Annotated in this window: 21 protein-coding genes; 15 read left to right on the top strand and 6 right to left on the bottom strand. The window is 44.1% G+C overall.

The window, feature by feature from the left end; all coding sequences use genetic code 11:
• Nucleotides 1–182: 182 nt before the first annotated feature.
• The 10 genes from AC0VYA_RS05095 (at nucleotide 183) to AC0VYA_RS05140 (ending at nucleotide 9,464) form a co-directional block, all read left to right on the top strand.
• On the top strand, nucleotides 183–953 hold the full coding sequence (locus AC0VYA_RS05095) for a DUF3450 domain-containing protein (protein ID WP_011573924.1): 771 nt from the start codon (nucleotides 183–185) through the stop codon (nucleotides 951–953).
• Nucleotides 954–966: 13 nt separating this feature from the next.
• Complete coding sequence (locus tag AC0VYA_RS05100; RefSeq protein ID WP_473478778.1) at nucleotides 967–2,370, top strand: MotA/TolQ/ExbB proton channel family protein; 1,404 nt, start codon at nucleotides 967–969, stop codon at nucleotides 2,368–2,370.
• Nucleotides 2,371–2,381: 11 nt separating this feature from the next.
• Entirely contained in the window at nucleotides 2,382–2,903 is a 522-nt protein-coding gene (locus tag AC0VYA_RS05105; protein WP_006991296.1) for a MotA/TolQ/ExbB proton channel family protein, read from the top strand.
• A gap of 30 nt (nucleotides 2,904–2,933) precedes the next feature.
• Nucleotides 2,934–3,341 (top strand): ExbD/TolR family protein, encoded by a 408-nt coding sequence (locus tag AC0VYA_RS05110; protein ID WP_006991295.1) that lies wholly within the window; start codon nucleotides 2,934–2,936, stop codon nucleotides 3,339–3,341.
• A 3-nt stretch (nucleotides 3,342–3,344) separates the two neighbouring features.
• Nucleotides 3,345–3,953: an energy transducer TonB gene (locus tag AC0VYA_RS05115; protein ID WP_006991294.1), complete on the top strand. Its 609-nt coding sequence runs from the start codon at nucleotides 3,345–3,347 to the stop codon at nucleotides 3,951–3,953.
• An 11-nt stretch (nucleotides 3,954–3,964) separates the two neighbouring features.
• Nucleotides 3,965–5,308: a tetratricopeptide repeat protein gene (locus tag AC0VYA_RS05120; protein ID WP_475490261.1), complete on the top strand. Its 1,344-nt coding sequence runs from the start codon at nucleotides 3,965–3,967 to the stop codon at nucleotides 5,306–5,308.
• 304 nt (nucleotides 5,309–5,612) lie between these two features.
• Nucleotides 5,613–6,182 carry an alkyl hydroperoxide reductase subunit C gene (ahpC, locus tag AC0VYA_RS05125; RefSeq protein ID WP_475490262.1) on the top strand — a complete coding sequence of 190 codons (570 nt, stop codon included), beginning with the start codon at nucleotides 5,613–5,615 and terminating at the stop codon, nucleotides 6,180–6,182.
• 119 nt (nucleotides 6,183–6,301) lie between these two features.
• The gene (gene ahpF, locus AC0VYA_RS05130; protein WP_475490263.1) at nucleotides 6,302–7,909 is read left to right on the top strand and encodes an alkyl hydroperoxide reductase subunit F; all 1,608 of its coding nucleotides are present in this window, start codon (nucleotides 6,302–6,304) and stop codon (nucleotides 7,907–7,909) included.
• Between the two features lie 497 nt (nucleotides 7,910–8,406).
• On the top strand, nucleotides 8,407–9,096 hold the full coding sequence (locus tag AC0VYA_RS05135) for a hypothetical protein (RefSeq protein ID WP_475490264.1): 690 nt from the start codon (nucleotides 8,407–8,409) through the stop codon (nucleotides 9,094–9,096).
• Between the two features lie 8 nt (nucleotides 9,097–9,104).
• Nucleotides 9,105–9,464: a hypothetical protein gene (locus AC0VYA_RS05140; protein ID WP_475490265.1), complete on the top strand. Its 360-nt coding sequence runs from the start codon at nucleotides 9,105–9,107 to the stop codon at nucleotides 9,462–9,464.
• Between the two features lie 129 nt (nucleotides 9,465–9,593).
• Here AC0VYA_RS05140 and AC0VYA_RS05145 read toward each other — a convergent pair whose 3' ends face one another.
• Nucleotides 9,594–11,003 carry an undecaprenyl-phosphate glucose phosphotransferase gene (locus AC0VYA_RS05145; protein WP_475490266.1) on the bottom strand — a complete coding sequence of 470 codons (1,410 nt, stop codon included), beginning with the start codon at nucleotides 11,001–11,003 and terminating at the stop codon, nucleotides 9,594–9,596.
• Nucleotides 11,004–11,912: 909 nt separating this feature from the next.
• Between AC0VYA_RS05145 and AC0VYA_RS05150 the strand changes: the two genes are divergently transcribed.
• Genes AC0VYA_RS05150 through AC0VYA_RS05170 form a run of 5 tightly spaced genes read left to right on the top strand, consistent with a single transcriptional unit; the run spans nucleotide 11,913 to nucleotide 17,401 of the window.
• Nucleotides 11,913–13,097: an outer membrane beta-barrel protein gene (locus AC0VYA_RS05150; RefSeq protein ID WP_475490267.1), complete on the top strand. Its 1,185-nt coding sequence runs from the start codon at nucleotides 11,913–11,915 to the stop codon at nucleotides 13,095–13,097.
• Between the two features lie 23 nt (nucleotides 13,098–13,120).
• A complete protein-coding gene (locus tag AC0VYA_RS05155; protein ID WP_475490268.1) occupies nucleotides 13,121–13,657 on the top strand; it encodes a polysaccharide biosynthesis/export family protein in 537 nt (178 codons plus the stop codon).
• 17 nt (nucleotides 13,658–13,674) lie between these two features.
• Entirely contained in the window at nucleotides 13,675–15,942 is a 2,268-nt protein-coding gene (locus AC0VYA_RS05160; protein WP_475490269.1) for a GumC family protein, read from the top strand.
• Nucleotides 15,939–16,667, top strand: a complete 729-nt coding sequence (locus AC0VYA_RS05165; RefSeq protein WP_475490270.1) for a tyrosine-protein phosphatase — start codon at nucleotides 15,939–15,941, stop codon at nucleotides 16,665–16,667. The genes AC0VYA_RS05160 and AC0VYA_RS05165 overlap by 4 nt, the downstream gene beginning before the upstream one ends.
• Nucleotides 16,658–17,401, top strand: a complete 744-nt coding sequence (locus AC0VYA_RS05170) for a VpsP family polysaccharide biosynthesis protein (RefSeq protein WP_475490271.1) — start codon at nucleotides 16,658–16,660, stop codon at nucleotides 17,399–17,401. The genes AC0VYA_RS05165 and AC0VYA_RS05170 overlap by 10 nt, the downstream gene beginning before the upstream one ends.
• Before the next feature lie 56 nt (nucleotides 17,402–17,457).
• Here AC0VYA_RS05170 and AC0VYA_RS05175 read toward each other — a convergent pair whose 3' ends face one another.
• The 5 genes from AC0VYA_RS05175 to AC0VYA_RS05195 form a co-directional block, all read right to left on the bottom strand.
• On the bottom strand, nucleotides 17,458–17,862 hold the full coding sequence (locus AC0VYA_RS05175; RefSeq protein WP_475490272.1) for a 3-phosphoshikimate 1-carboxyvinyltransferase: 405 nt from the start codon (nucleotides 17,860–17,862) through the stop codon (nucleotides 17,458–17,460).
• Complete coding sequence (locus tag AC0VYA_RS05180; protein WP_475490273.1) at nucleotides 17,859–19,262, bottom strand: O-antigen ligase family protein; 1,404 nt, start codon at nucleotides 19,260–19,262, stop codon at nucleotides 17,859–17,861. Before AC0VYA_RS05180 ends, AC0VYA_RS05175 begins: the two co-directional genes overlap by 4 nt.
• A gap of 113 nt (nucleotides 19,263–19,375) precedes the next feature.
• On the bottom strand, nucleotides 19,376–20,020 hold the full coding sequence (locus AC0VYA_RS05185) for a hypothetical protein (protein WP_475490274.1): 645 nt from the start codon (nucleotides 20,018–20,020) through the stop codon (nucleotides 19,376–19,378).
• 239 nt (nucleotides 20,021–20,259) lie between these two features.
• Entirely contained in the window at nucleotides 20,260–22,251 is a 1,992-nt protein-coding gene (locus tag AC0VYA_RS05190; RefSeq protein WP_475490275.1) for a bifunctional diguanylate cyclase/phosphodiesterase, read from the bottom strand.
• Nucleotides 22,252–22,272: 21 nt separating this feature from the next.
• On the bottom strand, nucleotides 22,273–22,920 hold the full coding sequence (locus AC0VYA_RS05195) for a transglutaminase-like cysteine peptidase (RefSeq protein ID WP_475490276.1): 648 nt from the start codon (nucleotides 22,918–22,920) through the stop codon (nucleotides 22,273–22,275).
• Between the last annotated feature and the right edge of the window lie 22 nt (nucleotides 22,921–22,942).

The raw sequence follows: 22,942 nt of genomic DNA on the forward strand, positions 1-22,942 counted from the left end.
GCACACATAAACCGCGCCATAAAAGGCTGTCATAATACTGAAATATTACTGTCACCTATACGTCATATAGCTGTCATAAAAATGCCACGACTAGCCCCTATCCTTGCGCAAATTCTGAATGAAATAGACTGATCCGAGAGGAGCACACTGTTTCACCATTTCCTTCAAATAGGGTTTGAGTAATGAAGTCTACCACTATGTTATCAGCCAGCTTACTCAGTGTAAGTTTGCTTTTATCTGCATCTGGCAATGCCCAGGAAGATGCATACCTGAAGCCAGCTGTTGAAAAAGCGACGAAGATCAACAACTCAGCAGCGAGTTCACAGCAGAAAATCAACAAGCTCAATGATCAGATTGATAATAAGTTGCAGCAATTCAAAGCCATTAATAAAGAGACTGAAGGCCTAGAGGTATACAACACTCAGTTGCGCAAGCAAATTGAGAACCAAGCACAGGAAATGGCCGACTTAAACGCTGCAATCGATGATGTGAGTGTTATTGAGCGTCAAATTACGCCGTTGATGATGCGCATGATTGATGGTCTCGAGCAGTTCATTGCTCTTGATGTGCCTTTTTTAGCCCAAGAGCGAGCAACACGTATTGCCGGCTTGAAAAGTATGATGGACAAAGCTGATGTGGCGCCCTCTGAGAAATTTCGCCGCGTGATGGAAGCCTACCAAGTGGAAATGGATTACGGACGCACATTAGAAGCATACGCCGGTTTACAAAATATTGATGGGCAAGAGCGTAACGTTGATTTTCTGCGCGTTGGCCGTACCGCTTTAATATATCAAACGCGTGACGCAAGCATGCAAGGTATGTGGAATGCGCAAACTCGTCAGTGGGATGCCTTACCGTCTAGTTACCGCACCCAAGTTACTAAAGGCCTGCGTATGGCTAAAAAACAAATGGCACCAGACCTACTGATGTTGCCTGTTGCGATCACAGATTAAGAGCACGATGAAGATGAATCAATTAATTAAAAATATCGCACTTACCTTGCTTGTTACATTAACAGCAACTTCAGCAATGGCGGCCGATCCGTTACCGAAAAAAGAGTCAGCACTGGATTTAGATGCGCTGCTTAAGCAATTAGAGCAAGGTCAGTTTCAGCAGACTCAACAGAACAACCAACGTGAGAAAGAGTTTGTTGCCAAGCGTGCTGAGCAAGATCAAATGCTTCGCGATGCAGGCAAAAACCGTGACAACGCGTTACGCACATCTGAAACGTTAGAAACGCAATTCGAAGAAAACGAATTTAAATTAGGTGACTTAAACGACGCATTAACTAAGCGTTTAGGTTCACTTAAAGAGTTGTTCGGTGTACTTCAACAAGTCGCTGGTGACACTAAGAGCAAGTTCTTTAATTCTGTTATCTCCGCTCAAATCCCTAACCGTGCAGAGTTTCTAGATGAAATGGCACAGTCCATGGGCTCAAGCTCAAAGCTTGCCTCTATAGAAGAAATTGAGCGTGTTTGGTTTGAAATGCAACGTGAAATGACCGAATCAGGAAAAGTCACGCGCTTCAACGCCGACGTAGTTGAAGCCGGCGGCGCTAAAGTCAGTAAAGAAGTGGTGCGCGTGGGGACGTTTGCCTTGGTTGCTGATGGCAAATATCTTGATTATGAAGGTTCAACTAACTCACTTGGCGAGTTAATTCGTCAGCCAGCTGGTCGTTACACCGCAAGTGCAGAAGCGCTTCAGGCGTCAAATGGCGAGCTAGTTGAGTTTGGTCTAGACCCAACCGGCGGGTCAATTCTTAAATTATTGGTTCAGGCACCAAGCTTAAAAGAGCGTGTTGAACAAGGTGGTTTAGTCGGGTACATCATCCTTATCGTTGGCGCAATTGGTTTATTGTTAGCCCTTGAGCGTTTAATCACTTTGACTGTGATTAAAACCAAAGTAAACAAGCAGCTCAAATCTGACAAGTTTACCTCTAACAACCCACTTGGTCGCGTGATGCAAGTGCGTGACAAATATCCACAAGCGGATACTGAGTCGCTTGAGCTACACCTGACAGAAGCTATCTTGGGTGAAATACCTAAGTTGTCTCGGAACCTTACGATCATCAAAATCATCTCTGTGGTAGCGCCTCTTATGGGTCTACTTGGTACGGTGACGGGTATGATTAACACCTTCCAAGCAATTACTTTGTTCGGAACGGGTGACCCTAAATTGATGGCGGGTGGTATCTCCACCGCATTGGTGACAACCGTACTTGGTTTGGTTGTGGCTATCCCAATGACCTTGCTCTATGCGATGCTCAACACACGGTCTAAAGACGTAGTCTTTATTCTGCAAGAACAAGCGTCAGGTGTGATTGCCGAGCGTGCTGAGCGCATGGAAACAAAGTCAGCTCCAAGCGCCTAAGGTAATTAGCTATGTTGGAATTTTTCGAAGCAATACGTGATTTTACGGAAACAGGTGGCCAAGTTCTCTTGGTCATCGGGTTTTTAATATTCGTCATGTGGTTGCTGATCCTTGAACGAGCGTTGTACGTGTTCATCTGGCATAAAGCCTATAAGAAAGAAACCATTGCCACCTGGAAAGCACGTAAAGATAGACGCTCATGGAACGCAGAACAAATACGTCAAGCGATGATTTCTCGCGTTAGCCTGCGCTTGGGCGCGGGCATTCCGATTATTCAGGCTTTAGTTGCCTTGTGCCCTCTATTGGGCTTAATGGGAACGGTAACCGGCATGATAGAAGTGTTTGATGTTATGGCTATTTCTGGTTCAGGTAGTGCGCGCTCGATGGCCTCTGGTGTATCAAAAGCGACCATTCCTACCATGGCCGGTATGGTCGGTGCGTTATCCGGGGTTTTTGCCTCAACTTGGTTAGCCCGCACCACAAAATCAGAACGTACGCATTTAGAAGACGCATTGACAATAGAGCGCAAGTAGCCTGCCTACTGCGCCTTAAAAGAGACAGTTATGAAACAACATTTTCAAAATTTGATGGACGAAGAAGAAGCAGCAATCGACATGACGCCGATGCTCGATGTGGTATTTATCATGTTGATTTTCTTTATCGTCACCGCGTCTTTTGTTAAAGAATCGGGTATTGATGTGAATCGTCCTGAAGCGGCAACAGCGGTCAAAAAAGACCGCGCCAATATTCTGATAGCCATCAGTGACAAAGGCGAAATATGGATCAACAAACGTAAAATTGATGTGCGTGCAGTTCAAGCGAATATTGAGCGTCTGCATGCGGAAAACCCACAAGGTACTGTGGTGATCCAAGCGGATAAAAAATCGACTACCGAAACCTTAATTAAGGTCATGGATGCCTCTCGTGCCGCCGGTATTACCGATGTTTCGATTGCAGCGCAAGAGCCCTAGATCATGCTTAGATATCTCATAGCGATAGCATTGTCAGCCATTGTGACGCTGAGCCTGTTTTTCGTGATGCAATCACTGATCAAAAGTGGTGGTAGCGCATTAACTGAGCCTGCAAAGGGCAGTGTGCTGGATTTCGTGCGGGTGAAAAAAGAAGAATCCGCCCAGAAGAAAGATCGTAAACCCAAGAAGCCGCCTAAGCCGGAAGCGCCACCTCCAGCGATGGAGCAACCGCAGATGGATTCGCCTACGCCGAATGCCGAGGGCAATGGAATGGACTTTGGAGCCGACGTTAACGAAGGTTTATCGTTAGATGGCGGCTTAGCACTTGAATCGGGTGACGGGGAATATCTGCCGATTGTGAAAGTGGCACCGGTTTATCCTCGACGTGCGTTATCTCGTGGTATCGAAGGCTACGTTATTGTTGAATTTACAGTGTCGAAGCAGGGTTCGGTGAAAAATCCGTTTGTGGTAGATGCCCAGCCAGCTGATCTGTTTAATCAAGCGGCAATTGATGCAGCGCTTAAATTTAAATACAAACCTCGGGTAGTCAACGGTGAACCTGCTGAAGTGGCTGGTGTGCAAAACCGTATTTCTTTCCAGATTGATGGTTAATTGGGGGCTTGATGAAATTAAACAATAAAAAAAGCAGTAACCTCTCACGCCAGGTTCTAGGTTTGGCATTATGTGCAGTGATTGGTCTGGGCATTAATGTCACGCCGGTGGCAATGAAAAATGCCCAGGCACAAGAAGACAGTCAACGTGAAACCCGAAGAACGCCAGCCCTTAGAGTGAAAGTGTACGACCAACTTTCCCGAGCGCAAAAATTGGCAGATGAAGGTAAAACTGACGAAGCCCTCGAAGCCTTGGAAAACGTGAAAGGTAAAGCGAGTTCAATGAACAGCTATGAGCTGGCCATGATGTATAACTTCTATGGTTTTATTTACTATAACGTTGAGCGCTTTGATGAAGCGATTGCCTCGTTTGAAACCGTGGTAGAGCAACAGCCAATCCCAGAGTCATTTGAGCTAAGCACCTTATTTAGTTTGGCGCAACTGCACATGATGCGCGGCAATTTTGACAAAACAGTGGCCTTTTTAGAGCGCTGGGAAACGTTAAATGCCTCGGTTAATCCAAACTCTGAAATACCCGCTAAAAACTACGTGTTAAAAGCGCAGGCTATGTACCAGCAAAAGTCTTACGATAAAGCCGCGAGTTATATCGAAAAAGCGATTGAGATTGTTGAAGCACAAGACGATATTCCAGATGAAAATTGGTATGTATTGCAACGTGCGGTGTATTACGAACTAAAGCAATCTGAAGACGTGAAAGACGTGCTGCTGAAATTGGTCAGGCATTTTGATAAGCCCAAATATTGGGTGCAACTTGCTGGCATGTACGGAGAACTAGACGAAGAGCAAAAGCAATTAGCCATTCTTGAAACCGCCTATCAGCAAGGCTACATCGAAAGCGGCTCTGATATGTTTAACCTCGCGCAGCTTTATTACTACCACCAAATGCCGTTTAAAGGTGCTCGTTTAATTGAAAAGGGCCTTGAGAGCGGCGTGCTTGATAAGAACCTTAAAAATTTGAAGTTCCTTTCCCAGTGTTGGGTGCTCGCTAAAGAAAACGAAGAAGCGGTACCTGTTATGAAGGCTGCCGCTGATTTGTCTGATGATGGCGAACTAGATGCGCAGTTAGGGCAAATTTATCTCAACATGGAGAAGTGGCAACAAGCTATTTCAGCGTCAGAGGCGGCGTTAGGAAAAGGCGGTTTACGGAACGAAGGTACGGTGCATTTAGTTAAAGGCATGGCATTTTTTAACGTAGGGCAATACAACGAAGCATTGAATGAATTGGCCGAAGCCGAGAAATTTAATAGCAGTAAGGGTATGGCGCAGCAATGGTCAAAGTTTGTAGAAACTGAAAAAGCCAGCGCTGACCGACTCACTGTTTCACTTTCTCAGTAATGTTGTTTTAAGCTTTGAAATAACAAAGCATTAGGTTTTGCTCAGTATAATAAAATCTATAATTCTAGCGTGTCTTTCGCGCTAGCATAGAACCTCTCACCGCTCATACGTTGTCTTAATAGGCAGTGTTGAGCGGTTTTTTACGTTTAACCTCCCGTGACAAAACTGCCGTTAAAACTCACCCGCACATCTAATCTGAAAAATAGATTTCAATAATCGATTTTAATTAATTTAAACTTATCATCCTCCGTCATATTATTTTCCTCGAAGTCACCCACAATCAAATGAAACGAGGAATATTTCAATGACACAATCTCTTATCAATACCAAAGTTTTACCGTTTGACGCAACAGCATTCAAAAATGGCGAGTTTGTTGAAGTGTCAGAAAAGGACATTGAAGGCAAATGGGCAATCTTCATGTTTTATCCTGCAGACTTCACGTTTGTTTGCCCCACAGAACTAGGCGATTTAGCTGACCATTATGCGAAATTACAAGAACTAGGTGTTGATGTTTACTCTGTATCAACTGACACCCATTTTACGCACAAAGCATGGCATAGCAGCTCAGACACCATCAACAAAATTGAATTTGCGATGATCGGCGACCCAACAGGCAAAATTACTCGTAATTTCGGTGTCATGATCGAAGAAGATGGCTTAGCACTTCGCGGCACTTTCGTAGTGAACCCTGAAGGCGAAATCAAAATTGCTGAAATTCACGATCTAGGTATCGGCCGCTCTGCAAGTGAGCTTCTGCGTAAAGTGCAAGCTGCACAATACGTAGCAAATCACGACGGCGAAGTGTGCCCAGCAGCATGGCAGCCAGGCGAAGAAACATTGACGCCTTCACTTGACCTAGTCGGCAAAATCTAACAGTAGGCGTGCGTTAAGTAAGGGCTGGCTAGAGTGTTCAAGCCAGCCAATTACCATCAATTAGCAAACAATTGATGGCAAAAAAGACACCGCCCATCATCAGTCTATTGGAGTAACCTATGTTAGACGCAAAATTAAAAGGCCAATTGGCGACTTATTTAGAAAATTTAACTTCACCCGTGGAGTTACGCATTGCTGTTGATGAGCAACATCAAGCTAAGAAATCCGCAGAACTCACAGATTTGGCGAATGAAATAGCTGCGTTATCGCCGTTGGTCAGCGTTGTGGCGCAAAGTAAAAGCGACATTCGAAAACCGTCGATGGAAGTGGTTTCCATAAAAAATAGCACCTCAATTACTTTTGCTGGTGTACCTATGGGCCATGAATTTACTTCATTAGTGCTTGCGCTACTAAACAGTGGCGGCCACCCGGTGAAAATAAGTGAGCAGCAAGTGGCTGAAATTAAGTCGCTTTCAGGTTCGTACCAATTTGAGACATACGTTTCGTTGAGCTGTCAGACATGCCCTGGGGTAGTGCAAGCATTAAACGTGTTGTCTGTTATCAACCCAAATATTACTAATACCATGATTGATGGTTCACTGTTTCAAGAAGAAGTGAGCCAGCGCAATATCATGTCAGTACCAAGCGTGTATTTAAATGGCGAGCTGTTTACCCAAGGGGCAGTGACCATAGAGAAAATTTTAAGCAAAATAGACCCTCAGGCAGACGCCAAGAAAGCCAGGTCACTCAATGACAAAGCACCTTATGACATGCTCATTGTGGGTGGCGGTCCAGCGGGTGCAGCCGCTGCGATTTACGCAGCAAGAAAAGGCATTCGTACTGGTATTGTGGCCGAAAAGTTTGGTGGGCAAGTGACTGACACCATGGCTATCGAAAACTTTATTTCCGTTAAAGCGACTGACGGCCCTAAACTTGTGTCAGGCCTAGAACAACATGTTAAAGATTATGATGTGGACATCATGGCGAATAATAAAGCCGTGAAGTTAACAAAAGACGGCTTGCTTAATATCGAGCTTGAGAATGGCGCATTGTTATCCAGTAAAACAGTGATGTTAGCCACCGGCGCAAGATGGCGTGAAATGAACGTGCCTGGCGAACAACAATACCGCGGGGCAGGCGTTGCTTATTGCCCACACTGTGATGGGCCGCTATTTAAAGGCAAACGCGTCGCGGTGATTGGTGGCGGTAATTCAGGTATCGAAGCGGCTCTTGATTTAGCCAATATCGTTGAGCATGTCACCGTACTCGAATTTGATACAAAATTGCGTGCTGACGAGGTACTTCAGCGTAAAGCGAAAGCTGCTAACAATATCGACATTATCTTAAATGCCATGACGACAGAAGTGCTAGGCGATGGCAAACGTGTTACCGGTCTAACCTATCAAGACCGAGCTAGCCAAGAAAGTCATCAAGTCGAATTGGCTGGCATTTTTGTGCAAATTGGTTTGGTGCCGAACACCGAATGGTTAAAAGGTGATATTGCCTTAACTGCTCGAGGTGAAATTGAAGTAGGCCAGCGCGGTGAAACCTCGATTGAAGGTGTATTTGCCGCAGGTGACGTAACGACTTCGCCTTACAAGCAAATTATCATCGCCATGGGCGACGGAGCAAATGCTGCACTCGGTGCGTTTGATTACTTACTTAGAGCGCCGGCTGACGAAAATGCCCCGTCAGTTGAAAGTAATATCGGTGAAAAGGCAGCTTGATCGGCGAACGTTAGATGTAAGTGTACAACTCAAAGCGCTAATACCTAACACCTAGCTCATAACACCAAGTTTATTGTGTGACACCCTTTGCCGAGCATATCTGAGATATGTCTCGGCTTTTTTACGTTAGCAAATTCCCTCTGCGTACTTCTCTACGTCTATCGTTAGTTCGCTCCTTGAGCACTTTTTCGGCACGTTTCGGTGCTCTGTTCGGTATTTTCCTCAGCTTTTTCCTCGCTCGGTTTTTACGCAGTCTTACTTACGTTTTATGAAATATTTCTAAATGTAAAGTTTGTGTTAATAGCGGCGGTTTCTTTGTGTAGTCTTAATGACCATAAGGCGAGGCGAATGTTTGCTGGAGTAAGTAGACCAGCATTTTCAGCACCGCTTTACGCGCAATGCTCATACGTACACAACGCCGTTAGGCATCACCAGCACACTGATTACCTAATACGGCGACACAAAACACAACAAAGATAGAACATAAGAGGAAGCCGATGAAGACACTACTGATACTGACCTTATTATTCAGTTGCTTAAACGCCCATGCACTCATCATTAATACTGATGTAACCAAACTAGGCGAACAGCAATATCAAACTGACTATCAATTTTTTAATGATAGCCAAAATGCCATCGATGGGCTCACTGTGTATTTTCAATATGGTGTGTTCGACAATATAGGGTTGCTTTTTAGCCCTGCTGATTGGGACGTATTTGTTGCGCCGGCACAAAGCATATTTGGCCTAGAGGAAGACGGATTCGTCGATGCCTTAGCATTAGCCAGCCCGTTACAGGCAGGGGAAACATTAACCGGGCTATCGGTTGTGTTCGATTGGACCAATAACGCAGAGTTAATCAGCACCACACAGCGCTTCGAAACGTATGACGCCAACTCTTTCGACATAACAAGCGAAGGTGAGTATCAACTAAGCACAACGCGAGCCGTTAGTGCGCCAATGAGTGCATTATTCTTCATCGCGTTAGTTGGTGTAATGTGCGGTTGTTGGCGGATGAAAACAATGATTATTGGCATCAGACCGCTGCCATCAGTCGTCAGTATTTGGCGAAATCAGCTCATCCAGTTACGGGCCTATTCAGTGACTATGCTAGTCACGAAGGTGAGCCCCAGACGACTAGCTTCAACCCTGATAGTCATAAAAGTGCCTACGATTCATTCCGGGTGATGGGCAACATGGCTATGGATTATCACTGGGTAAGTCAGTCACCTGTTTTGCATTCTCTGGTCCAGCAGCAAGTTAACTTTTTTGCAGGCGAAGTTGAGCAGTACGGTGATTTAATTGCTGTGTATGAGGTCGGCGGAACACGTGAGCCTGGTATCGATTACCGTAGTCACGGGCGTACTGCAATGAATGGGGTAAGGGCCACAATAAGTGAAAACCCGTTTTCTACCGAAATGCTGAATTACTTATGGCAACAAGACGCGCCCGCAGGAATGTATCGCTATTACGATGGGCTACTGCATATGTTTGGGTTATTGCACGCAGGAGGCGAGTTTAAAATCTATAAGCCAAATGAAAACGAGCCCGAATAACATGCGCCTGAATAAGATGAGTCAATTAAAGTGTGGTGCACTCGGCTGTCGAATTAGGGGAGCATCAATTAGCTAAAGTCAGCTCATAGTAGACACAAAAACGCCGAGCAATTGCTCGGCGTTTTTTATTTAACTAAATGACCTATTAATAAACCCACGGGTAACGGTGGCGAGTATAATTCGAATATCCATCCACACTGACCAGCGGTGTATATAATCCAAATCGTATTCCACACGCTTAATCATTTTGTTGATGGTTTCAGTCTCACCACGAAAGCCGTTGATTTGCGCCCAGCCAGTGATGCCAGGGCGTACTTTGTGACGCAGCATATAGCCTTCAATCAACTTTCGATATTCTTCATTGTGCGCAACCGCATGAGGGCGAGGCCCAACGACTGACATACGGCCTTGTAACACGTTGATAAATTGTGGCAATTCATCCAACGAAGTTTTACGTAAAAAGGCACCAAGGGGCGTGATACGTGCATCATTTTTGGTCGCTTGCTGCACTTTATCGCCGTTGTCTTGCACCGTCATGGAGCGAAACTTATACACTTTGATTTTCTTGCCATCTAAACCGTATCGGTTTTGCTTGAAAATCACAGGGCCTTTAGAGGTTAATTTCACTGCCATGGCAATAAATAGCATGGGGATGGCGATCATCGTCAAAATTAATGACGACACAACAATATCTTCTAAACGCTTAGTGATATCGCCTGCACCTTGAAAGGGCGTATCAAATACGCTCAAGGTTTGAATCGAACCAACACTCTGCCAGCGAGCATTCAATAGGTTATACATAAAGAAGTTAGGGATGATATAGACCGTAGCGGTAGAGTCACTGCACATGTTTAAAATTTGCATGATACGCTTCTCGGCGCTCATGGGCATGGCAATATAGATGTAATCTACCTCGCCTTCTTTGGCTAGTTTAATGGCATCTTGAATGCTGCCCATCACTTGGTGCTGAATTTCATGGGGGATACGAGCCGGAGCACGGTCATCGTACATACCTTTGAAAATGATCCCTAGTTGATCATTTTCCATAATCTGGGTTGCTAAGTTGTATCCTGATTGCGTCGCACCAATTACAATCGCTTTACGGGTATTGTGTCCTTTTTTACGGTGCCTAAACAATATTTCACGAAACGCGACGCGCCAGCTAACTAATGTTGGTGCACAAAGCACTAACCAACTTAAAATAACAAAATTAGATGCAGCAATACTTTCTGGAAAGATAAAGGCGTAGGTCGTCGTCACCAACGATGATACTCCCCAGGCAATCATGGCCCACTTTATCATTAAGGTGTTTGGGGCGGTCCGCCAAGAGCGATATAAATCAACTGCTTCTGCGCACAACATATAAGAAATGATGCTGACAAAAAGTAACAATAAGTCCGAGGAATTAATCGGCAATCCTTGATATAACAACACAAGAAAATACACTAAGGTGATAATAACCATATCGACTAAACGATAAAGTGTAGAAAAACTACTTTGGTTACTCTGAATTATGCCCCCGGGGCTTTTATTATGCATGATGTCTCTACCATTAAAGTTGCGTACTACATTTAAATTTACAGTGCTTGTAAAAGAAATTACTCCAATATCGAGCGGAGTCTTAATTTTGCGACAGGTTAATGTCGCTAATTCCCAACATCTAAAAACCTATAAACCTAAAAAATTCCCTTTAGCTTCAATATCTTGAGTTGATATAGAAGTTAGTCTGCTCTGGACCGCAAACATTATATCACGCTATTCTGTTGTATAATTACGACATATTTTTGTTTTTTTTGTGACATTCAGAGAAATATTCGATATTTCTGAATGTTTTTGTTTCTGCACTTTTAGATATTCAGGCATTCCAGACTCGTTTAAGTCAAGCTACCAAGGTTTTTAAGCAACTATTAGGCCACTATTTTGCGACAGATTTAATCCAATTATTTCGTTAAAGGACATGATAAAAAGCAGTTGTTCGGCATGACTAACCTACTGAAAGTAGAGCGCTAAAATTGAAATATATTGAATCTCCATCTTGCGAGGGAGTCTCAGGATTAACATAATACGAGATTAGTGTATTAGCGCCGGAATGCGTTGAATCGACCGTATCTCATTGTACTTATTCCTGTAATGTCTTTGTGGAATGATCAAAATGAAATTATGCAGTGAGTACAAATTAAAACCCACACGCTTTACATGGTGCGAGCTTGGTTTAATATGCGCAGCTGAACAACGAACTAAATATCTAAAAATAGCACTTTAGTCATCACGGAATGGCACAAAATTCGCTTAGTAACGCCCTCAGCTGATTTTTATAGGGGTGTTTCACTGGGTTATTAGTAACTTTTTTTCAATTTAAGTTGTTAACTTTACGCTAATTTCATCAGATAATTGATACACTTAGATTAAGTAAAATCATATTTTAACTTTTTAGACAGAGATGATTGAATGAGTAAGACTAAATTAGCAAGCGCTATAGGAATGGCATGTGTATGTTCATTTTCATTTGCTCAAGACGAAGCCGGAATTGACCTTGGTGTTTTTGAATTAGTACCAACCTTAGCGACAACGGTTGGTTTTAACGATAATGTTACGCGCTCGAATGTAGAAGGAATAGACAGCTGGTTTAGTATTGTTACGCCAAAACTTACCTTGGTAAATAACTTCGGCTTGAACAGTCTACGTTTCGGTTATCAACTTTCCCGCGGTGATTATTTTTCAAGTTCGGCAGATAACTACACAGACCATTTAATATTTGCCTCAATAGATTATGAACTAAGTAGTCGCCATCGCATTAAAAGTTCTATCGAGTTTGAAGATGGACATGACGATCGCGGCGAGCGCTTTTCCTTAGGAAGGGGCAGCGAGCTTACGTCACCTGATGAATTTAAAGAAAGCGAAGTGGACTTTACCTATTCCTACGGTGCATTGAGTGCTCAAGCCCGATTAGATCTCAATGTTAACTATCGTGATTTGGACTACAAGCGTGACACAGAAGAATACTTAATTCGAGATAGGACTCATTCCGAACTAGGTGGAACGTTTTATTACAACATCGGTGCTGCAACCGACCTACTTTTCGAAACCACTATTACTGATGTGGAATATGCTTTTTCAGTAGATGAAGTAAACTCGTTCGATAGCGTAGAAACCAGCTATTTGGTCGGTGCTCAATGGCAGTCTACAGCATCTACTCAGGGGTATGCGAAAATCGGTTACCAAGACAAAGACTTTGATGCAGCCGGCCGTGAAAATTTTTCTGGTTCAACGTGGCAGGCGGGTGTCATTTGGGAGCCATTAGAGAGAGCAACCTTTCTGTTAGATACCCAAAATGAAGCCCGCGAAACCAATGGCGAAGGAAACTTTATTCGTCGTAAGGACGTATCTTTGCGCTGGCGCCATGAATGGTTGCAGCGTTTGCGTACTGAAGCTGGTATAGCTGTAGGCAGTGATGATTACGAAGGCAGCGGTCGTAACGACGATATACAAGACTTAAGTTTTGCAGTTATTTACGAGTTTCAACGTTGGTTAACTTTTAATTTAGGTTACACCTACAGCGAGCGAGACAGTAATAGAGATGTTGTAAACTATGACCAGAATATTTATCGCTTAACAGCGGAAGTGACCTTATAGTTATTATTTTATTTGGAGAATACATGAAAGCAAAATCCGTATTTTGGCTGTGGCTTATGCTTTTTAGTAGCGCCGCTTGGTCTTTGGACGCGAGTTTGAGTCAATACAAACTCGGCTCAGGTGATGTGATCAAGGTTACTGTTTTCGGGCAGCCAGACCTTTCGTTAACCACTAAATTACCTAACCACGGTGTGATTAATTATCCGTTTTTGGGTGATTTAAGAGTGATTGGATTGACGGGGGCTGAGCTAGAGGCAAAGTTATATTCGGGACTCAAGGGTGATTATTTGGTTGAGCCTTCTGTGTCGGTAACCGTTATTGAATATCGCCCTTTCTTTATCGACGGTGAAGTTAAGCGACCAGGTGGTTATCCGTATCAACCCGGACTGTCAGTCAATAAAGCCGCTGCGTTAGCAGGTGGTTACACTGAAAGGGCGTCTAAAACCAAAATATTCATTCGCCGAGACAATGAATCAGGAGAATCGGAGCAATTAAATGCAGATTCGAATGATGTGGTTTTACCCGGTGATATAGTTACCGTTCAGCAAAGCTTCTTTTAAAGGTATTCAGTTATATTATGTCAGCGCAATTAAATGGACAATTAGAGGCGAAACTACTGGACTCAGAAACGATCGACTTAGGCCAATATTGGCAGACAGTCCGACGTTATCTTTGGCGTATTATTAGCTTAGCTATTTTTATTACGGTATTGGTGGCTCTCATTGTGATGTCAATCACGCCGCAATACACAGCAACTGCCAAGTTATTGATTGAATCTAAACAGGCCAAGGTACTTTCTATAGAGGAAGTATATGGGCTCGATTCTTCCAGGAAAGAGTACTTTCAAACTCAATATGAAATACTCAAGTCTCGCCAGATTGCAGAGAAAGTTGTTGAAAAGCTCAAGCTTTATGAAAACCCGACTTTTGCACCTGGCTACGAAGCGAGCCAAGCTAACTTTGTAAGTAAGCAGTTATCCGCTTTAAAATCTGGAATCATCTTAGCCTTGCCTTTTTTACCACAAAAGGAAAAGACCGAACTTACTGCAGCTCAGCAGCTTAACTCCCGAAAAGGATATGCTACTTGGCAGGTGATGAAGTCCCTTAAAATCACACCGATCAGCAACACGCAGATTGTCGAAATTAGTTTCGAGCATGAAGACCGCAAATTTGCAGCTATAGCTGCAAATGCTGTTGGCGATGTTTACATTGAAAACTATCTCGAGTCAAAGCTCGATATGACGACTAAGGCGACTACTTGGTTAAACGAAAGTTTACAAGGTTTGCGCGCTAAACTAAGTACTGCCGAGAAACGACTATCTGAGTTTTACGAGACTGAAAAGTTAGTCAATATTGATGGTGTTGTTGGCCTAGCTGCCGAAGAATTACAGAAGTTGAGCCAGCAGTTGCTGGAGGCTCAGACCGCTTATAACCGCGCTGAAACACTCTACAATCAGGTTAATTCTGGGGCTACAATTTCAGAGCTAGGTGACTTGCCTGAGGTGATTAATCACCCTGCAGTACAAAACGTAAAACGCGAACAAATTGGCGCTCAAAGCCGAGTGTCTGAGTTGAGCAAAGTATACGGCCCTAAGCATCCAAAAATGATTGCAGCTCAAGCTGAGTTACGCTCGATACAAGACAGCCTTAATGATCAAATTCGGTCGCTAGTGTCAGGCGTTAATACAGAATTCAACACAGCCAAGTTAAAATTAGCTGCACTTAAGGAAGAAGTAAGCGTCAACAAAGAAGATTTTCGTAAGTTGACCAATCTTGAAAGTCGCCATAAGGCATTGCAGCGTGAAGTGGATATTAATCAGCAACTTTACAGTTCGTTTTTCACTCGCTTAAATGAAACCTCTGAGTTGGGCGGCTTTGAATCGGCCAATGCACGTATGTTAGATTTAGCTGTTCCCCCTGGTGCGCCATCTAAGCCGAGGAAAGGTTTAATAATCGCTGCAGCCTTTATTGTGAGTTTAGGCTTCGGAGTGTTTTTAGCTTTAGCCATGGACGCACTAAACAGCGGTATTCGCTCTGTAGAAGATGTTGAACGCAAACTAGGGCAACGCATGCTCGGACTTATCCCATGGGAAGCGCATAGCAAGAAGAAAAATTTATCTGTCAGGCACTTTTTCGACGGCAAGCATCATAGTTTTAGCGAGGCTGTTCGTACTCTCAGAACTAGCTTACAGTTACTGAACATAGATAAACCCTCAAAAACTATATTAGTAACCTCTAGTGTTCCCAGAGAAGGTAAAAGTACGGTATCTATTAACTTAGCGTTCGCGATGGGGCAGCTAAGCAAAGTATTGTTGATTGATACTGATCTACGACGCCCTACGCTTGCTAATCAATTCAGCTTACCTGGGTTTCAACCGGGCTTGGCCAATTTAATTGCAGGCACGCATACCTTTGAAGAGTGTATCGTTACTGACGAAATGTCAGGTATAGACTTGATATGTGCTGGTACTGTTCCTCCTAACCCTCAGGAGTTGTTGGCTTCTGATAGCTTTAAAGCCTTAATGCAAGACTTGAAAGGCAGGTACGAACACATAATTGTAGATAGTGCGCCAACTCAGGCGGTTAGTGATGCAATTGTGGTATCAAAAGTATGTGACTCTGTGGTCTATGTGGTCAAGGCGGATAGTACGAGCGACAAACTTATAAGCAACGGCTTAAGCCGTTTCTTGCAAGTCGGCCACCGCGTTGACGGCGTCGTGTTAAACCAAGTCGATTTGCGTAAGGCGAAAAAGCACGGTGAATACACGGGTTTTTATGACCAATACGGTTATAACAGTTATAACTATGAATCTAAAAGCAAGGCTGGCAGTAACAAACAATCTTGATTGATCTACATAGTCATATATTACCAGGAATAGATGATGGGGCCCCTGATTTGGCGGCCTCATTAGCCATGGCAGAGCAATCGGTTGCGGTTGGGGTAACACATATGGTGTGTACCCCACATATTCATCAGAGCTATTTCGACAACGACATGGCTACTATTTCTAAAACCTACCAAGCGTTAGTCGCGCATTTAGAACAAGCAGGTTGCCCTCTTAAACTTTCATTTGGCGCTGAAATCCGCATTACTCCAGATATCATGATCTGGCACAAACAGGGCCAAATCCCGTTCATAGGTAAGTGGGAAGACAAAGATGCAATGTTACTAGAGTTACCCCACAGCCACATTCCCCCTGGTACTGACAATTTACTGCGTTGGCTAATTAAAAATCAAATTCAACCAATTATTGCTCACCCTGAGCGTAACCGAGATATTATTGCTAGCCCAGATAAAGTTATCGCGTTGAAGCGGACAGGATGTTTATTTCAAGCCACGGCGGGAGCTTTCACTGGTCGTTTCTCTAAGCCAGTAAAGGATACTGTTGAACTATTATTAGCACGCGATTTTATCTCTTATGTTGCTTCAGATACTCATAGTATCAACCGGCGACCAAACGATATGGCGGATGCTTTTATTGCAGTGACTGCACTTAAAGGTAATGAATACGCAGAGCGTCTGTTTAGAACAACTCCTTGGCTACTCTCTCAAGGTAACGCATGGCAATAGCGTTTTTTGATAACATCTCACAAGTACGCGTCTTTATTAAGCAATATATGGCAGTGGTGAGTTTCGCAGTTATTGCACTGGTTTGCTTGTTTTTCGCAATGCGCTTCATCAGCGCCAGTTTCGACTTTTACAAAGTGCAAAACATAGTGACGTCTTGGCAAGAACAAGGCAATACGCTGACTATCGAAGAGTATCAGTCCGCCAAAACGGCCATAGAGTCTGCGGTTGATAGCCAACCAAGCCATCCGCTATACCAAGATTTGTTAGCGCAAATAGATGAGTGGGGGGCGATTGCTGGTTATGTGCCGACTGAACCCGCTCTTGATGCCGCGAAACAGCACTACCTACGCGCTACTCAGTTGCGCCCATTGTGGCCAGTGACTTGGGCGTCTCTAGCAATGGTCAAGTGGCGATTACAAGAGTTCGACGATGAAATGCTATTGTATCTACAACGAGCGAGTGAATTAGGGCCGCAAAAGCCGGAGGTGCATCTTTTATATGTACGATTAGGTATGGCGTTATACGCTAGTAATCATCCGATGTTGTTGACTATTAGAGAAGAGTTCTACCATCGAATCGCTCTTGGTTTACGAGCCTCTCAAAGCAGAAAGAAAGTACTCGGGTTGATAAAACAATACAAAGCAGGAAAGCGGGTTTGTCGATGGTTACGAAATGAGCCTGTGTCAGTGCAGCGCATGGTACCGAATTGCCCCCCTCGTAAGGCTAAGCGCTAGTAGATGCTAGCAATACGCATATAAATGCTGAAAATTTGTGGAGCTGGCTATTCATCTTAGCTTTTAAACCAATCCCATACGCCGAATGAATAGTCTGGTAACAAATCAATTCCCAGGGCTGATTTGAATAGATATATGAGTAATACACCAATCAATGCTGAAAACGTCATGAAGCCAGCGAGGAGAAACGCATTAATAAACCGGTTGGCCCGCAACTGTGAGCGCGTCATGCTGCGATGGTTCTTTCCCGCCAACAAAACATAATAGTAACGATATTTAAACCAAGGAATAGTACCTCTTAAGTCAACAGGGTGGTGACCCCACTGACGGCTACTCACAGCATTTCTGAGGTGAGATAGCTGCTCTTCACTAAATGATGCTTGAACGGATTTTGGCATGCGTTCTAGCAAGTTTACAATCGCCGGGTCTTGCTCTATTGGCCCACTAAACTTCTTGCTCATACCGCTACCTTTTTATTTGAATGTCGCTTTTTACCCCTTGTTATTTTTAACTGATTGATGGCTAAAGACAAAGCTAAAAAAACGACAAAATAACATGCATTCGCAGGTGCTTGCAGCGGGAAATCAACCGTCATGTGTAATGACATTCCCAGGATAGCCATACAGCACGCGAATGCGGATCCCTTTAAAATAGAGGGGCGACGTTTGCGCATAGCGCGCACGCTCTTAGCAAAACACCATAAAACAAGCAAAGCTAAAAATAGTGTCGCGGGGACTCCGTATTCAATCGCCATTTGCAGATAATCGTTATGCGCATGGTCGTAAAACGAGTGAATATTAGATATCTTGTAGCTAGGAAAGGTACTATAGAAACTACCACCACCACTACCGAATAAGGGGAAGTCTAAGAGCATAGGCATAGCGTCCGTAACAACATCACCTCTGCCTTCTTGAGATAGGTTGGTGCTCTCTAAACGCTCTTGCACTTTATCGAGTCCAAACCATGCGCTGACTATAAAAACATCAATCACGAACATACTAACAATTAAAATGGACAAGCCTCGGCTGCGGTTTTTAATTATCACCAGAGCCAAAACTCCTATCAGGGTCATAGCCGCAAAAAATGCTGCGTTCCCCATCCGTGAGCGAGACATAACCAGCGCAATTACCATGATGGCCAAACTAATGCGAATCAGTGCCTTACTCCCCAGTAATGTCGACAATATTGAGCGCATAATATCTCTAGGACTGCCACTTTGGTTACCTTGCAGGCTGGCTACCATTAAGCCTATACCAGCTGATAAAGTCAGCACCAAGAAATTAGCAAAGTGATTTTTGTAAACAAAGCTACCCGTCGCCACATCACTGACAGGTAAGCCGAAAATCATGCTGTACTCGCTGCCAGCTAGAATTTCTAGTGTGCCGTATAAGGCTTGAATCGCGCCACTGGCTAACATGGTCAGCAAAATCAATCGTAAGCGCTTTTCAGTATCCACTAACACTAATACAATAATGAGCAAGCAGAAATAGCTAAGGCTTTTGAGCAAATTGATATAGCTTTGACCAATATCTAACGATAGATGAAACTGCTCAACACCATAATGTAGTTGAGTTTCATAACTCATCGGGCTCAGCGCATTTATAATGGAGGCGGGTAAGGGGATAATCTGAATGATGGCGAATCCCAAGAAAACCAACCAGAGACCTATTGGCAGCCTGTAAGCACGTAACCCCATCCAAGGTCTTGTTCTTCGCAAATACGCGCACGCTAGAGACAATGATAAAATAACGACTTCCATCAAGCCCCAAGCCCAAGGACGGTTTGAGCCTAATGGGATAGGTAACCACACAAGCAAACCTAACAAGATATAAAACGAGTAGCTATGAAGTTTGGTATTCAAAGGATCCCTTTAGCTATTTTTGAATGCGTGGTAAACGGAATGAAAGTGACAACTGAATGATTATAAACAAAAAAGCCAGCGAAAATCGCTGGCTTTTAAAAATACTAAATCATTTAATTGGTTGAGGCAGTGGTATCCCCGCCGCCCGTACCACCTGCGCCGACACCTGTTCCAGCTGGCGTAGCTGTTACAGCAACGTTAGCACCTGCTGCGGTAGCTGCTGAGACGGTTGTTGGGTCAGCACCTGCCGCAATTGCGGCTAGTAGTGCGTCGTTAGGTTCAATTTCACCGGTCGTAATGGCTGAGTCAATAACGTCTTGAGCAAAGCTGGGGTAAAGTGTGACCGCCAATCGTACAATCTCACTAGCGTCACCAGGAAATGCTTCGATTGAACCTTTGGTTGAGTCGGTTAACGTGTTCAAATCAACCATGTTGCGCATGAAGTTTGCAGTAATTTTTGTGTTTAAACCAACGACTAATCTCACTGTGCCACTGATCAAAGCATCGTCTTCTCGCGTCACATTTGCAATGGTTTGACTTACCGCCTCGTCCAACGTCGCTCCGCCTTGAATCAAAGTGAGTATCGCGCTATGAATAGCGCGCCCAGGTTGATCTTCATCTCCGAAGAGAATGTTTTCCTGCTCAGTTAGAGCCGCGTCATTTGCACTCACCTGTTGAGTGGATACTGTCTGTTGAGCATGGGCGGGTGATAAAACCATCACGCTAGACAAAAATAAATAGGTTAAAAAATGTCGCATAAAAACTCCGAAAAATAGAGGAGTGAGTTTAAAACTCACAACGAACGCTGCAATCATAAGTTTAGACTGTCGAAAAAGCAATACTAGACTAAGGTCGACCAGGTAAAAAAACGAGTCTTATCAGTATTTTGCTGATGTAAGTTAAATACTCATTGGGTGAGGGGTAACTGACAACTTATGCCTTGTTTATATTGACTTAAGCGCAATTGAAACCCTTTAACATTACTACACTCATTTGCTTATTTAGTATCGACCGGCATACCAATGTAATAGCCCTGTAAATGGTCAACGAATAAATCAGACAAACATTTCGCTTCAGCTTCACTTTCCACCATTTCAGCGATGACTTGAATATTCAGACCGTGTGCGATATTGACCAAAGATTGAACGAATAATTGGTTGTCAGGCTCATTGTGAATATTGCGCACGTAACGCCCATCTAGCTTTAAATAATCAGGGCGAATTTTGCGAAGGTGTGTGATTGCAGCTAATTGTGCGCCAAAGCGCTCTACTGTGATCCTAACGCCGCGCGACTTCAGCTGCTGAATAAAGCGCATTAAGTCCTGTGTGCCATTAACCAAAGCCCGTTCTGGTATTTCAAGCACTAATTTAGCGCAGGCTGCACTATCTTGGGGGAGGGCGCTAATAAGCCACTGGTGAAAACTAGTTTGGCTGAGTGATAAACGAGATACATTAAGGCCAATCGCATGCTGCTGATTAGGCAACTGCGCCAATGCGCTCGCGATTAACAACTCATCAAGTTTTTGCGCGTAATTGAGCCTGACCGACGCGGGTACCAGTTGGCCCATGGGTAAGTAATCGTGAGCTTTATTGTCGCTATCAGTCTTATTATGTTCTGAGCTATCAGCCTTATTCGCAGATGCACCAGTACCTGAACTGAAACGAGCAAACCACTCGGCGTATAGTGTCTCGCCTTGCTTATTCTGAATTGGCTGAGCGACAAAGTCCGCGTGATTTTGCTGTAAAATGGTGTTCAGCTGTGCTCGCCATTCAGTGTTGCTGTGCTGTACGTCTTCCTGCTGCGCTAACTGCCATCTATCTGTACTAACACTCGCGCCAGAAAGAGCATTATCTGCTCGCTCCAATACATCCGTGCGGGTGTCGCCAAAACTAAATGAACCTACACCGACATGAGCAGTGCCTAGTCGATACTCGCTTTTTTCAATAGCATTGAGTTGGCTAATAATACTTTGCGCAAAGTTAACACTGGGTTGCTGTGCGGTATCTTCTAATAACACCACAAAATCAGCCCCTGAAACCCTAAACAGCGTGCCATTCAAGTCGTGTTGAACAAGCGCATTTTGCAATTCTTGGCTGACAAGTGCGACATATTCGTCCCCCGCTTGGTAACCCAAACTACTGTTAACCTCATTTAGGCTAGTTAAACGGATAAGCAATAAATAACCCTGTGAGTGTTGCTCGCTATCGGCGAGAAGTTGCTCGAATGCCAGTTCAAACGCCCGGCGGTTAGCCACCCCTGTAAGCGTGTCCTGATAGGCAAAATCGCGGTAACGTTCAGCTTGGCTCGACAGCTGAGTAAACAGTTTAGCTAGCTGAGCTGACATTCTATTTACCGCTAGCACGATACGTTTCAATTCAGGGGTGCGGGGGATCGTCGCAATTTGTTCAAATTGCTGTTTACTGATGGCGTCAGCCTGTTTCACCACAGCCAATAAAGGCGTAGTGATCATTTTGACCAAAGCATATAACAGGACTAGAGCACCGATAAATACGGCCAATATCATCCAAAAAGACTGCACCGCATTTTGCCACAATTGTTGATACCCAAACCCAGGGTGACTTTGCACTGCTAAAGTGCCTGCCATCGTCCAGCCGTCATTCAAATCAGTAACGCTTTCTGGTGGGGTAAGGGGCAATAACTCCCGAAACCACTTAGGCACACCTTCAACCGTACTTGGGTTGTGTTTTTCGAGCAATATATTTTGGTTGGCATCACGCAGCACCATGCTTTGGTAAAAACCACGGTCAAAAATAGCATTCATCATGGTATCTACCACAGGCAAGTCTTCCTGCACTGCCACGTAGGGGGCAATGGATAAACCGAGCGATGTCGCCGTGTCTTGTGCGTGTGACGCTAGTTGCTGGTCAACAAAATCTCGCGTGTTGTTAGTATTGATCCAAAGTGTGCCTATAAACACGAGTATCAACACAGCGAGCAAGCTTAAGCTCAATTGTCTAGACAGTGGCATAACGGGTTTCCTCAAGCATCATTAATCGCCTAATTGCATTCGTTGGTTTAAATCGTTCCATAAATTATTATTACCCCCTTGCTGTACTTTCTGGCCTCGGCCTTGTTCTTTAGCCAACCAAAGGCCGTCACCGTTAAAGCTGTAAACGGGTAATAAGTCGCGGCGGCGTGAAGCGGGTAAAATACGTCTATTAATATTATCGAGTACCAAAGGCACTGAATTTGATTGTTCGTAATAGGCCAGCACCATATGGGCTTGGCGCAGGCGGGTTGCAGTAACATACATCAAGCGTAATTTTTCGGCGGGAACGCCCAATTCTTTTAAGCTGAAATACTTAGCTATTACAAAGTCTTCGCAATCTCCGCCATCGGAGGCTAAAAACTCGACTGGCGTGGCCCAATAATCGTCTTTCCCCCAATGCTTGATGTCGTCGACAAATTCAAGCTCATTGAAGAAATTGTTCACCCTGTAGAGTTTTTCATCAACGGGAATATCGAGGTTATCGCTGAGGAGTTCCTGCCATGCTCTAACACGCTCTAGTGCTTCATTGTCGTACTCGCTGCGTACTTTATTAAATAACGCGTCGTTAAATACAATATTGCTATCGGCTGCCGCGCGTAACATGAATAAAATCAGCACTATCGTAATGAAATAACAAAAAAAACGCATGAACGAAATGAAATTCCTTGCT

Source organism: Paraglaciecola sp. QJM3NY_14, assembly GCF_056173245.1.

Coding starts and splice junctions, on each gene's coding strand:
- ahpF (WP_475490263.1), top strand. CDS start 6,302: ATGTTAGACGCAAAATTAAAAGGCCAATTGGCGACTTATTTAGAAAAT.
- AC0VYA_RS05195 (WP_475490276.1), bottom strand. CDS start 22,920: ATGCGTTTTTTTTGTTATTTCATTACGATAGTGCTGATTTTATTCATG.
- AC0VYA_RS05150 (WP_475490267.1), top strand. CDS start 11,913: ATGAGTAAGACTAAATTAGCAAGCGCTATAGGAATGGCATGTGTATGT.
- AC0VYA_RS05155 (WP_475490268.1), top strand. CDS start 13,121: ATGAAAGCAAAATCCGTATTTTGGCTGTGGCTTATGCTTTTTAGTAGC.
- AC0VYA_RS05140 (WP_475490265.1), top strand. CDS start 9,105: ATGGCTATGGATTATCACTGGGTAAGTCAGTCACCTGTTTTGCATTCT.
- AC0VYA_RS05115 (WP_006991294.1), top strand. CDS start 3,345: ATGCTTAGATATCTCATAGCGATAGCATTGTCAGCCATTGTGACGCTG.
- AC0VYA_RS05100 (WP_473478778.1), top strand. CDS start 967: ATGAATCAATTAATTAAAAATATCGCACTTACCTTGCTTGTTACATTA.
- AC0VYA_RS05095 (WP_011573924.1), top strand. CDS start 183: ATGAAGTCTACCACTATGTTATCAGCCAGCTTACTCAGTGTAAGTTTG.
- AC0VYA_RS05170 (WP_475490271.1), top strand. CDS start 16,658: ATGGCAATAGCGTTTTTTGATAACATCTCACAAGTACGCGTCTTTATT.
- AC0VYA_RS05160 (WP_475490269.1), top strand. CDS start 13,675: ATGTCAGCGCAATTAAATGGACAATTAGAGGCGAAACTACTGGACTCA.
- AC0VYA_RS05105 (WP_006991296.1), top strand. CDS start 2,382: ATGTTGGAATTTTTCGAAGCAATACGTGATTTTACGGAAACAGGTGGC.
- AC0VYA_RS05145 (WP_475490266.1), bottom strand. CDS start 11,003: ATGCATAATAAAAGCCCCGGGGGCATAATTCAGAGTAACCAAAGTAGT.
- AC0VYA_RS05120 (WP_475490261.1), top strand. CDS start 3,965: ATGAAATTAAACAATAAAAAAAGCAGTAACCTCTCACGCCAGGTTCTA.
- AC0VYA_RS05190 (WP_475490275.1), bottom strand. CDS start 22,251: ATGCCACTGTCTAGACAATTGAGCTTAAGCTTGCTCGCTGTGTTGATA.
- AC0VYA_RS05185 (WP_475490274.1), bottom strand. CDS start 20,020: ATGCGACATTTTTTAACCTATTTATTTTTGTCTAGCGTGATGGTTTTA.
- AC0VYA_RS05175 (WP_475490272.1), bottom strand. CDS start 17,862: ATGAGCAAGAAGTTTAGTGGGCCAATAGAGCAAGACCCGGCGATTGTA.
- ahpC (WP_475490262.1), top strand. CDS start 5,613: ATGACACAATCTCTTATCAATACCAAAGTTTTACCGTTTGACGCAACA.
- AC0VYA_RS05110 (WP_006991295.1), top strand. CDS start 2,934: ATGAAACAACATTTTCAAAATTTGATGGACGAAGAAGAAGCAGCAATC.
- AC0VYA_RS05135 (WP_475490264.1), top strand. CDS start 8,407: ATGAAGACACTACTGATACTGACCTTATTATTCAGTTGCTTAAACGCC.